The organism is Streptomyces albus subsp. albus, from assembly GCF_000725885.1.
Classification (GTDB): domain Bacteria; phylum Actinomycetota; class Actinomycetes; order Streptomycetales; family Streptomycetaceae; genus Streptomyces; species Streptomyces albus.
In genome coordinates this window covers 190112-201714 of record NZ_JODR01000008.1, presented here as the reverse complement: position 1 = coordinate 201714, position 11603 = coordinate 190112, and the positions used below count along the sequence as shown (strand labels likewise).

Sequence of the window (11603 nt, the reverse complement as noted above, 5' to 3'; positions counted from 1 at the left end):
TGTGCCCGCAGTTTATCGAGGGCTCCGCCCTCGGTGGGGGCGGTTCCGCTGCCTGTGTGAGCACTCGGACCGCCGGGCGGCGGCACGGGTGCGCACGCAGGGCTCACACCCGCACCACCGGCGCACCCGGCGACGGCGGCGCCGTCCCTGCCGGGACGGTGCCTTGCCGTTGCCGGGTGCGCCCGGGGCCGCGGGCAGCGGCCGTCCGCCGGACGTGAGGTCTCCCCCACGCCCGGCGTGCGGCCCGGCTGCCCGCGGCCCGCACGAGGGAAAGGGCCGGACTCCTACTTGTCCTCGTCGACCCAGCTCATCAGGGAGCGGAGCTTCTTGCCCGTGGTCTCCAGCAGGTGGTCCTCGTCGGCCTTCTTGTACTCGTTGTACTTGGGCAGGCCCGCGTTGTACTCGGCCATCCAGTTGTTGGCGAAGGTGCCGTCCTGGATCTCGCCCAGGATCTTCTTCATCTCCGCACGCGTCTGGTCGTTGATGACGCGCGGGCCGGAGGTGTAGTCGCCCCACTCGGCCGTCTCGGAGACGGACCAGCGCATCTTCTCCAGACCGCCCTCGTACATCAGGTCCACGATCAGCTTCAGCTCGTGGAGGCACTCGAAGTAGGCGATCTCCGGCTGGTAGCCGGCCTCGACCAGGGTGTCGAAGCCCGCCTTGACCAGGGCGGCGGTGCCACCGCAGAGCACGGCCTGCTCACCGAACAGGTCGGTCTCGGTCTCCTCGGTGAAGGTGGTCTTGATGACACCGGCGCGGGTGCCGCCGATGGCCTTGGCGTAGGAGAGGGCCAGCGCGAAGGCGTTGCCGCTGGCGTCCTGCTCGACGGCCGCGATGCACGGCACGCCGCGGCCCTCCTCGTACTGGCGGCGCACCAGGTGACCCGGGCCCTTGGGGGCGACCATGCACACGTCGACCGAGGCCGGGGGCTTGATGAAGTCGTAGCGGATGTTCAGGCCGTGGCCGAAGAAGAGGGCGTCGCCGTCCTTGAGGTGGGGGGCGATGGACTCCTCGTAGACCTTGGCCTGGATCGGGTCCGGGACCAGGACCATGATCACGTCCGCTTCCTGGACCGCCTCGGCGGGCGTCGTCACGCGCAGACCCTGCTCCTCGGCCTTCGCCCGGGACTTCGATCCCTCGTGCAGACCGACGCGGACGTCGACGCCCGAGTCGCGCAGGGACAGCGCGTGGGCGTGGCCCTGGCTGCCGTACCCGAGCACCGCGACCTTGCGGCCCTGGATGATGGACAGATCGGCGTCGTCGTCGTAGAACAGCTCGGCCACTGGGTGTTTCTCCTTGTGCAGATGAGTGGTGGCGCCCAACCTACGACGGCCGGGCAGCCGGGGTGTGATCAGGGGCGGACGGTCACGCGGTACGTTCGAGCGCGCGCAGGCTCCGGTCGGTGATGGAGCGGGCGCCGCGTCCTATGGCGATGGTGCCGGACTGCACCAGTTCCTTGATGCCGTACGGCTCCAGCATCTTCAGCATCGCCTCCAGCTTGTCGGCGCTGCCGGTGGCCTCGATCGTGACGGCCTCCGGGGAGACGTCGACGGTCTTGGCGCGGAAGAGCTGGACGATCTCCACGATCTGGGAGCGGGTGTCGTTGTCGGCGCGGACCTTCACGAGGACGAGTTCGCGCTGGACGGCGGACGAGGGCTCCAGCTCGACGATCTTGAGGACGTTGACCAGCTTGTTGAGCTGCTTGGTGACCTGCTCCAGCGGCAGGTCCTCAACGTTCACCACGATGGTGATACGCGAGATGTCGGGGTGCTCGGTGACGCCGACGGCGAGCGAGTCGATGTTGAAGCCGCGGCGGGAGAAGAGCGAGGCGATCCTGGCCAGGATGCCGGGGGTGTTCTCCACCAGCACGGAGAGCGTGTGCTTGGACATCGGTGAAATGCCTTTCTCGTACCGGTGGGGCCGTCAGTCGTCGTTGTCGCCGAAGTCGGGGCGGACGCCGCGCGCCGCCATCACCTCGTCGTTGGAGGTGCCGGCCGCCACCATCGGCCACACCATGGCGTCCTCGTGGACGATGAAGTCGACGACGACCGGCCGGTCGTTGATGGCGTTCGCCTTCTCGATGACCGCGTCGAGCTGCGCGGGGTCCTCGCAGCGGATGCCGACACAGCCCATGGCCTCCGCCAGCTTCACGAAGTCCGGGATGCGGGTGCCGCGGTTCGGCTCCCCCTCCTCGCCGTCGTGCAGCACGGTGTTGGAGTAGCGCTGGTTGTAGAAGAGGGTCTGCCACTGGCGGACCATGCCCAGCGCGCCGTTGTTGATGACGGCGACCTTGATCGGCGCCCCGTTGAGGGCGGCGGTGACCAGCTCCTGGTTGGTCATCTGGAAGCAGCCGTCGCCGTCGATGGCCCACACCGTGCGGTCCGGCATGCCCACCTTGGCGCCCAGCGCGGCCGGGACGGCGTAGCCCATGGTGCCCAGGCCGCCGGAGTTGAGCCAGGTGGCCGGCTGCTCGTAGTCGATGAAGTGGGCCGCCCACATCTGGTGCTGGCCGACGCCCGCGGCGAAGATCGTGCCCTCCGGGGCCAGCTCGCCGATCCGCTTGATGACCTGCTGCGGCGCCAGGGAGCCGTCCTTGGGCTGCTCGTAGCCGAGCGGGTAGGTCTCGCGCCAGCGGTTGATCGTGGCCCACCAGTCGGCGTACCGGTCGCCGGGCTCGCCGGGGCGCTCCGCCTGCTCGTTCTGGAGAGCGACGACCAGATCGGCCAGCACCTCGCGGGCGTCACCGACGATCGGCACGTCGGCGGCACGGTTCTTGCCGATCTCGGCGGGGTCGATGTCGGCGTGCACCACCTTGGCGTACGGCGCGAAGGAGTCCAGCTTGCCGGTGACACGGTCGTCGAAACGGGCGCCCAGGGCGACGATCAGGTCGGCCTTCTGGAGCGCGGTGACCGCGGCGACGGTGCCGTGCATCCCGGGCATGCCCAGGTGCTGCGGATGGCTGTCGGGGAAGGCGCCGAGACCCATCAGGGTGGTGGTCACCGGGGCGCCGGTCAGCTCGGCCAGCACCTTCAGCTCGGCCGTGGCCCCGGCCTTCAGGACGCCGCCGCCGACGTAGAGGACGGGCCGGCGGGCCTCGGTGATCAGCTTGGCGGCCTCGCGGATCTGCTTGCCGTGCGGCTTGGTCACCGGACGGTAGCCGGGCAGCTCGGTGGTGGGCGGCCACTGGAAGGTGGTCTTGCCCTCCAGGGCGTCCTTGGCGATGTCGACCAGCACCGGGCCCGGCCGGCCGGTGGAGGCGATGTGGAAGGCCTCGGCGATGGTGCGGGGGATCTCGTCCGGGTCCTTGACCAGGAAGTTGTGTTTGGTGACCGGCATCGAGATGCCGCAGATGTCGGCCTCCTGGAAGCCGTCCGTGCCGATCAGCGAGGTGGCGACCTGGCCGGTGATGGCGACCAGCGGCACGGAGTCCATGTGCGCGTCGGCGAGCGGGGTGACCAGGTTGGTGGCGCCGGGGCCCGAGGTGGCCATGCAGACGCCGACCTTGCCGGTGGCCTGCGCGTAGCCGGTGGCCGCGTGGCCGGCGCCCTGCTCGTGGCGGACGAGGACGTGCCGGACCCGGGAGGAGTCCATCATCGGGTCGTACGCGGGCAGGATGGCGCCGCCGGGGATGCCGAACACGGTGTCGGCGCCGACTTCCTCAAGAGCACGGACGAGGGACTGGGCGCCCGTGATGCGCTGGGCGGCCTGGGACGGAACGGGAGTGGGCTGCTGCCCGCCGCTGCGGGCCCGCGGCTGCGGCTTCGGGGCCCCGGTGGCCTGTTCGGTCATCGCTTGTCTCTTCTCGGCGAGTGAGGGTTGACGCTCGGTGTGGGGCGGTCGCTCGGCGTGGGCTGTGACGGATGTGCCGGAGATGTCGGGCTACCGCTGGGGGAGGGCTCAGGTGCTGGTGCAACAAAAAACCCCTCGTGCCCAAAGGCAAGCGAGGGGAGCGCGCCGCTGATACGCGGGTTCGGGGGAACCCGGTTCAGCAGACGCGCTGTCCAATTACGAGAAGTCGGGTGCGCATGATGACGACCCTCTCCCCGTCAAGCCCCGAGTGTCAAGTGGGTGGGACGGGCGTCTCAGCATTTGAGCGCACCGTGGGGTGCGTCAGCGCCCCCGGCGTGCCCTGCTGCCGTACGGTCAGCGTTCCGGCTGCCGACCCCAGCGGCCCGCCCGGACGGGTGGCCGGCCCCGGCCGCACCGGCAGCACGCCCGCCACCGCGACGGCGTCCCGGCCCTCCGGGTGCTCCTCACCGTAGCCCGAGGCACCCCCGCTGCGGCTCGACTCGGGCACCGCGTACACCCCGCGGGCCAGCGCCGTACGCAGCCGGTGCTCGTCCAGCGGCCCCGAGAAGACGGCGCCCTGGCCGTGCGTGCAGCCCATCTCGCGCAGCAGCGTGGCCTGCTCGGGAGCGTCCACGCCCTCCGCGACGGTGGTCAGCCCCAGGTCACCGGCGATCCGCAGCAGCCCGGCGGTGATCTTGCGCTGCCGGGAGGACTCCACGATGCCGTCCGTCAGCCCCCTGTCCAGCCGCAGGATGTCCACCGGCAGCCGGCGCAGCGCGGCGATGGAGGCGCCCCCGGAGGCACCGCTGCCGAAGCCGTCCAGCGAGATGAGCACCCCCAGCCGGCGCAGCGCCGTCAGCCGCCGCTCCAGCTCGTCCAGCGGGATGCGCGGGTCGCTGTCCGACAGCTCCAGGATCAGCGCGCCCGGCGCCCCCGGCACCCCCGCGTTGGCGGCGGGCGCACCCAGCGCCGTGCCCCCGGTGGGCCCCGGCGCCGCGGCCAGCCCGTGCCGCGCCAGCAGTGCGCCGATGCTGTGCGGTTCCATCCCCGGCTCGGTCAGCCGCCGCGCGGGCAGCCTGACGGTGACCGGGGCGCCGTAGCCGGCCCGCTGACGGGCGGCTGCCTGCTGCACCGCCTCCTCCAGCAGCCAGCGGCTGACCTCGGCGGCCCGCTCGCCGCCCACACCCCGCGCCTCGCGCGCCGAGGCACCCTCGGTGCGCAGGAACTCGGCCGGGGTGAAGAGGATGCCCTGGGCGGAGCGCCAGCGTGCCTCGGCGGCGATGGCGGTGATCTTGCCGCTGGACAGCTCGACGATCGGCTGGTGCAGCAGTGCGAACTCGCCGTCGTGCAGGGCGCTGCGCAGCCGCGCGGCCAGTTCGGCCCGCTTGACGACCTCGGCCTGCATCTGCGGCGCGTACAGCTCCACCCGCGCCTTCCCGGCCTGCTTGGCGCGGTACATCGCCAGGTCGGCGTTGCGCATCAGGGCGCCGGGGGTGATGCCCGGCTCGGCGAAGGCGATGCCGATGGAGGCGGCCACCCGCACCTCGGTGCCCTCGACGCGGTACGGGTCGGAGAGGGTGATCCGCAGCCGGTCGGCGATGTCGCGGATACGCAGTTCGCGCTCGGCGTCGGGCTTGCGTCCCGGCTCGCCGTCGCCCCGGATGAGCACGGCGAACTCGTCGCCGCCGAGCCGGGCCGCGGTGTCGCCGGAGCGCACCGAGTCGTGCAGCCGGCGCGCGGCCTGCACCAGCAGTTCGTCGCCCGCCTGGTGGCCGATGGTGTCGTTGACCGCCTTGAAGCCGTCCAGGTCGATGAAGAGCACGGCCGTGCCGCAGTCACCGCCGCGGCGTCCGCCGATGGCCTGACGGACCCGTTCGGTGAACAGGGCGCGGTTGGGCAGGTCGGTGAGCGCGTCGTGCGAGGCGTTGTGCTGCAACTGTGCCTGGAGCCGCACGCGTTCGGTCACGTCCCGGCTGTTGAAGATGAGCCCGCCCTGGTAGCGGTTGACCGTGGACTCGACGTTGAGCCAGTGGCCGTCGCCGTGCCGGAAGCGGCATTCGATTCTGGTGCACGACTCCTTCTCGGAGGAGGTGGCCAGGAAGCGGCGCAGCTCGTGCAGCACCTGGCCGAGGTCCTCGGGGTGCACCAGGGAGGACAGCTCGGCGCCCACCAGGTCCTCGGCGTCGCGTCCGTATACCCCGGCCGCCGCCGGTGAGACGTAGCGGAGCTTCCCGGTGGCCGCGGTGATCATGATGACGTCGCTGGACCCCTGGACCAGGGAGCGGAAGTGGTTCTCCTTCTGGGCCAGCTCCTGGGTGAGCGTGATGTTGTCCAGCAGCATGATGCCCTGCCGCAGCACGAGGGCGAGCACCACCGTGCACCCCGTGTAGAGGACGACGCGGTCCAGCTCCCGGCCGTCCACGGAGTTGTAGAGGATGCCCAGCGTGCACACGGCCGCCGCCAGGTAGGGCGTCAGGGCGCTGAGCGAACCGGTGATCGGCCGGCTGGGGTGGGTGGCGCGGGCCTCGGCCTCGCGTGCCGTGGCCAGGGGCTGCGGCGGCACGCTGCCGGCCGTCCTGGTGCGCCTGCCGACCCAGGGCGCGTAGGCGAGCAGCAGCGACCCGGCGAACCAGCCGGCGTCCAGCAGCTGACCGGAGGAGTAGTGCTGGCGCAGCAGCGGCGAGGTGAACAGCGCGTCGCACAGCACGGTGAGCGCGAGGGCGCCGACCGCGGTGTTCAGTGCGCTGCGGTGTGCGGCCGACCGCCTGAAGTGCAGCGCCAGGACCATGCTGACGAGCACGATGTCCAGCAGCGGGTAGGCCAGGTTGAGCGCGGCCCTGGCCACCGAGTCGCCCTGCCAGTAGGCGGTGTGGGCGAGCGCCAGCGACCAGGAGAGGGTCAGCAGTGAGCCGCCGATCAGCCAGGCGTCGAGGCTGAGGCAGATCCAGCCGGCGCGGGTGACGGGGCGCTTGGCGAGCACCAGCAGGCCGACGATGGCCGGCGGCGCGAACAGCAGGAAGCAGAAGTCCGCCAGCGACGGCCGGGGCACCGGCTGGTCGAGCACCAGCTCGTACCAGCCCCATACGCCGTTGCCCAGGCCGGCCATCAGCGAGGAGACGCTGAAGAGCACCCAGGCGGGGCGGCTCGCCCGCAGGCGGGCCCGTTCGGCCGGGGGCAGATGGGCCGCTCCGGCACCCTCGGTGTTCCGCCGCTGGGTGTGCGCATACCACAGGCAGGAGCCCGCGGCCAGCAGCGCCGCCGCGCTGAGTCCGAAGTCGCCCATGATCAGGGCGAGGGTCTGCGAGCCCCAGCCGAGCGCCGCCCCGACGGCGTAGCAGGCGCAGACCGCCGCCAGAACCACCTGCGTGACCAGTCCCGCTCGCCTGGTCCCGCCCGAGCCTCCTCCGCGCGGCTGGGGCGGCACCGGCTCGCTGCGGGCCGTGCCGGTGTGCTGTTTTCCAGGTGCGTCCGTCCAGTACGTGCCCCGCCTCGGGGCCGCTTCGTGGGTGGTCATCGCGCCATCCGTCCGGACGGGGGCCACTTGGCGAAGCGGGCCCGGCGGTCGGATGCGTTCCGCGTCGTGCGCGTGAGGCGGGCCGCCTGTGCGGCGAGTGCCGCGGGTGCCCGGCCGGCGCAACGCGGGCGCCGTGTCTGGCGGTTGGGAGATTCGCCGGCGCGGTCCTCGCGCCCCGTGCGGCAGTTCGTCCGTTGATCGTGCATTCGCCCGTCGCCCCCCTCGTGTCCGGGTTTCGCCCCCCGCTCGGGACGATACACCAGGTTCGTCACTCTGGGACATAGTCCCAATACAGACCGTAACCACAAGAGGGAGGATCGGTACAGGGCGCAGTCGTACGGACCCGTAGCGTGGCCCCTGACGGCCCGGGAGGGTTTACGGGATCTACGCCACGGCCATCGTGTTCACCAGTTCCTCACCGGCCGCCCAGCGCCTCAGCTGCTCCGCGAGGAGTCTGGCGGCACGCGGATGGAACGCGGAAGTGATCCCTCCGAGGTGCGGAGTGATCAGCACTCCGGGTATCCGCCACAACGGGTGATCTTCGGGCAGGGGTTCGGGGTCGGTCACATCGAGTGCCGCCCGCAGCCGCCCCGGAACGCCGTCCTCCGCGCCCGGCGCCGATGCGGGGGTGCCGGTCTCGGCGATCAGCGCGCCGGTGTCGACCACCCCGCCGCGCGCCACGTTGACCAGCAGCGCCCCGTCCTTCATCCGGGCGAGGAACGCGGCGTCCACCAGACCGCGGGTCTCGTCCGTGAGCGGCGTCGCCAGGATCACCACGTCGGCGAGCGGCAGCAGTTCGCCGATCTCGCTCAGTGGCCGGACCTCGCCCAGCGGGGCCTGCCGTGCCGAGCGGGCCACCCGGTGGACGGCGGCGACCTCGAACGGCAGCAGCCGCCGCTCGACGGCCTCCCCCACCGCGCCGTAGCCGACGATCAGCACCGTGCGGTCGGCGAGCGCCGGCCGGAAACCGGGCAGCCACGCGCCGCGGTCCTGGGCGCGCACCGATCCGGGCAGGTCACGGAGGGCGGCGAGGGTGAGTGCCACGGCGAGCTCGGCGGTGCTCGCGTCGTGCACGCCGCGCGCGTTGCACACCCTCGTACCGGTGGGGAGGCGCGGGATGGCGGACGCGATGTGGTCGATGCCCGCTGTGAGGGTCTGGACGACACGGACGCCCGTCATCAGCGGGAGGGGCCGTACGGCGACCTCTGCACCCTGGTAATAGGGAACGACGTAGAAGGCGCAGTCCGCGGGGTCCGCCGGGAACTCCTCCTCTCCGTTCCAGTACCGGTACGTCAGGGAGTCGGGCAGGCCCTCGACGCTCTCCGGCGGGAGCGAGAGCCAGACCTCCGTCGCAGCAGCCATGGGGAGAGACTAATGGCACGCCGTACCGGGGTGCCGGGGTGCCTCCCGGACGAGGCTCCGGACGCCCCGGGGATGCTGTGACCGGGGTGAACGTGAGTGACACCGGAGGCAGCCGCTAGTTTGGGGGGCCGTCCGGAGGAAGCAGGAGAGCCAGGTGGAGCGCAGGACGATCGGTGCGGCAGCCCTCGGCGTGGGCGCCGTGGGACTGGGCTGTATGCCGATGAGCTGGGCCTACTCCTCCTCGCAGCAGCACGGCGAGACCTCCATGCGCGCCGTGCACACCGCCCTGGACGCGGGAATGTCCCTGCTGGACACCGCCGACATGTACGGGCCCTTCACCAACGAACTGCTGCTGGGGCGGGTGCTCAGGGAACGCCGCCGCGACGCGTTCGTCTCCACCAAGTGCGGGCTGCTGGTCGGCGAACAGCACATCGTCGCCAACGGCCGCCCCAGCTATGTGCGCCGTGCCTGCGACGCCTCACTGCGCCGGCTCCAGACCGACGTCATCGACCTCTACCAGCTGCACCGCGCCGACCCCGAGGTACCGATCGAGGAGACCTGGGGCGCGATGGCGGAACTGGTGACGGCCGGCAAGGTGCGCGCGCTGGGCTTCTGCGCCGTCGGCGCCCGGGCGGACCGGCGGGCCGGTGCCGACATCCACGACGGGACGATACGAGCGCTCGAACGCGTCCAGCAGGTCTTCCCCGTCAGCGCCGTCCAGGCCGAACTGTCCGTGTGGTCCAGGGAGGCGCTGGAGCGGCTGCTGCCCTGGTGCGAGGTCCGCGGCGTCGGCTTCCTCGCCGCCATGCCGCTGGGCAACGGCTATCTGACCGGCGCCCTCACCACCGGCGGCGGTTTCGAACCCGACGACCTGCGCGCCCGGCACCCCCGTTTCACCGCGGAGATGATGGCCGCCAACCAGCCCATCGTCGCCGGGCTGCGCCGGGTCGCCCGCCGCCACGGCAACGCCACCCCGGGCCAGGTCGCGCTCGCCTGGGTCCTCGCCCAGGGCCGCCACGTCATCCCCGTCCCCGGCACGAAGAAACCCCACTGGGTCACGGAGAACGCCGCCGCGAGCAGACTCGTGCTGCGGGAGGGCGACCTGGCGGAGATCGCCCGGCTGCCCCCGGCGCAGGGTTCCTGGGACTGAAGCCGCCGCACCGCCGGGCCGGCACCGGGAGGGGAACGCCGGCAGGACCCGCCGCGTGGCGGCCGTCCCGGTTCGCGTGGGAGAGCCCGCGCCCGGGGAGGATGTGATCCCCTGGGGAGAGGTCCGCTGGCCGAGGGCGAGGAGCCGGAACGTGCGACGTGCGACGGGTGTGGTTGTCGGGGTGGTCTGTACGGCGGTGCTCGCCGCCGGATGTTCCGGCGGGGGCGGCGACGCGGACGCCGGCCCCTCGCGGGACAGCCGGCCGAGCGAGCGGGCGCCCTCGGGGGCGGCACCGCCCGCCAAGGGTTCCGTGAAGGTCGTCAAGACGCTGACGACCAGGCTGAAATCGCCGTGGGGGCTGGCCCCGCTGCCCGGCGGAGATCTGCTGGTCTCCTCGCGGGACACCGGGAAGATCCTCCGCATCGACAAGGACAGCGGCAAGAAGACCGAGGCCGGCACCGTGCCCGGGGTCTCCCCCGGCGGCGAGGGCGGTCTGCTGGGGCTGGCCGTTCCCACGGAGGGCGAACAGGCCGGCAAGTGGGTGTACGCCTACTTCACCTCCGCCTCCGACAACCGCATCGTGCGGATGGTCTACGACGACAAGAAGGAACCCGGCGAACAGCTGGGCGCGCCCGACACTGTCCTCAAGGGCATCCCCAAGGGACAGCTGCACAACGGGGGCCGGATCGCGTTCGGCCCCGACGGCATGCTCTACGCCGGTACCGGCGAGTCCGGCGACGGGCGGCTCTCCCAGGACAGGAAATCGCTCGGCGGGAAGATCCTGCGGATGACCCCGGACGGCGAACCGCCCGGCCACGGCAACCCCGCCTCCGACTCCGTCGTCTACAGCTGGGGCCACCGCAATGTGCAGGGCCTCGCCTGGGACCGCGACAAGCGGCTGTGGGCCTCCGAGTTCGGGCAGGACACCTGGGACGAGCTCAACCTGATCGAACCCGGCAAGAACTACGGCTGGCCGGACGCGGAGGGCAGGAGCGGCAAGGGCCGGTTCCGGGACCCCGTCGAGCAGTGGCGCACCGCCGATGCCTCGCCCAGCGGCATCGCGATCGCCAAGGGTTCCGTGTGGATGGCCGGGCTGCGCGGCGAACGGCTGTGGCGTATCCCTCTGCGGGGCGCGGAACCCTCAGCCGCCCCGCAGGCGTTCCTGAAGGGAAAGTACGGACGGCTCCGCACGGTCGTCGCCGACCACGGCACCGGTGGTGGCGGCGGTCTCTGGCTGGTCACGAGCGAGACGGACGGACGTGGCTCACCGGAGAAGGGGGACGACCGTATCCTCAGGCTCCAGGTGCGCTGAGGGTGGTCATGTGTTCAACCTGATCGAGGAGCTGTTCTCCCCGAACCGCAAGCACACCGACGACGAGCGGCAGCGGCTGGAGCACACCCGGGTGGAGACCGGCAGCACGGACCCGGGCAAGGGCCCGATCGACCTGGCCTCCGGCCACGTCGTGATCCGCCCCCGCCCCGCGGCCGAACCGGCGCAGCCGGTGGAGCGGGAAGGAGCTGGTGGACCCGGCGGAGGTCCCGGAGCCGGCGGACCCGGCGGACCCGGGTGAGTCCACGGACTTGGCGGAGCCGACGGAACCGGTGGGACCCACGGACCGGGTGGAACCTGCGGACCGGGAGGGGCCTGCGGACCGGGAGGGGCCTGCGGACCGGGTGGAACCTGCGGACCGGGTGGGACCCCCGGATCCCGCGGGGCCGCCGGAGCGGTAGGCGCGGAGTACCGCAGCCGGCGCCGGGACCTTCCTCCCGGCGCCGGGGTGCCGCCAC

General features: G+C 72.2%; 8 protein-coding genes. 3 read left to right on the top strand and 5 right to left on the bottom strand.

Going from position 1 to position 11603, the window contains the following annotated elements; translation table 11 throughout:
- Window positions 1–284: 284 nt before the first annotated feature.
- From ilvC to IO40_RS0110285, 5 genes are all read right to left on the bottom strand, one after another.
- Window positions 285–1283 carry a ketol-acid reductoisomerase gene (ilvC, locus tag IO40_RS0110305; protein ID WP_016469943.1) on the bottom strand — a complete coding sequence of 333 codons (999 nt, stop codon included), beginning with the start codon at window positions 1281–1283 and terminating at the stop codon, window positions 285–287.
- An 82-nt stretch (window positions 1284–1365) separates the two neighbouring features.
- Entirely contained in the window at window positions 1366–1890 is a 525-nt protein-coding gene (gene ilvN / locus IO40_RS0110300) for an acetolactate synthase small subunit (protein ID WP_016469942.1), read from the bottom strand.
- A gap of 33 nt (window positions 1891–1923) precedes the next feature.
- Window positions 1924–3789, bottom strand: a complete 1866-nt coding sequence (locus tag IO40_RS0110295) for an acetolactate synthase large subunit (protein ID WP_031026015.1) — start codon at window positions 3787–3789, stop codon at window positions 1924–1926.
- A 271-nt stretch (window positions 3790–4060) separates the two neighbouring features.
- Complete coding sequence (locus IO40_RS0110290; RefSeq protein ID WP_016469940.1) at window positions 4061–7303, bottom strand: putative bifunctional diguanylate cyclase/phosphodiesterase; 3243 nt, start codon at window positions 7301–7303, stop codon at window positions 4061–4063.
- 384 nt (window positions 7304–7687) lie between these two features.
- Window positions 7688–8665, bottom strand: a complete 978-nt coding sequence (locus IO40_RS0110285) for a 2-hydroxyacid dehydrogenase (protein ID WP_016469939.1) — start codon at window positions 8663–8665, stop codon at window positions 7688–7690.
- Between the two features lie 154 nt (window positions 8666–8819).
- On the opposite strand from IO40_RS0110285, the gene IO40_RS0110280 reads away from it, so the two are divergent.
- The 3 genes from IO40_RS0110280 (at window position 8820) to IO40_RS0110270 (ending at window position 11386) form a co-directional block, all read left to right on the top strand.
- Complete coding sequence (locus IO40_RS0110280; RefSeq protein WP_016469938.1) at window positions 8820–9815, top strand: aldo/keto reductase; 996 nt, start codon at window positions 8820–8822, stop codon at window positions 9813–9815.
- A 151-nt stretch (window positions 9816–9966) separates the two neighbouring features.
- Entirely contained in the window at window positions 9967–11127 is a 1161-nt protein-coding gene (locus IO40_RS0110275) for a PQQ-dependent sugar dehydrogenase (RefSeq protein ID WP_016469937.1), read from the top strand.
- Window positions 11128–11137: 10 nt separating this feature from the next.
- Window positions 11138–11386 (top strand): DUF6191 domain-containing protein, encoded by a 249-nt coding sequence (locus IO40_RS0110270; protein ID WP_033228689.1) that lies wholly within the window; start codon window positions 11138–11140, stop codon window positions 11384–11386.
- Window positions 11387–11603 lie beyond the last annotated feature (217 nt).

Coding starts and splice junctions, on each gene's coding strand:
- IO40_RS0110295 (WP_031026015.1), bottom strand. CDS start 3,789: ATGACCGAACAGGCCACCGGGGCCCCGAAGCCGCAGCCGCGGGCCCGC.
- IO40_RS0110285 (WP_016469939.1), bottom strand. CDS start 8,665: ATGGCTGCTGCGACGGAGGTCTGGCTCTCGCTCCCGCCGGAGAGCGTC.
- IO40_RS0110290 (WP_016469940.1), bottom strand. CDS start 7,303: ATGACCACCCACGAAGCGGCCCCGAGGCGGGGCACGTACTGGACGGAC.
- ilvN (WP_016469942.1), bottom strand. CDS start 1,890: ATGTCCAAGCACACGCTCTCCGTGCTGGTGGAGAACACCCCCGGCATC.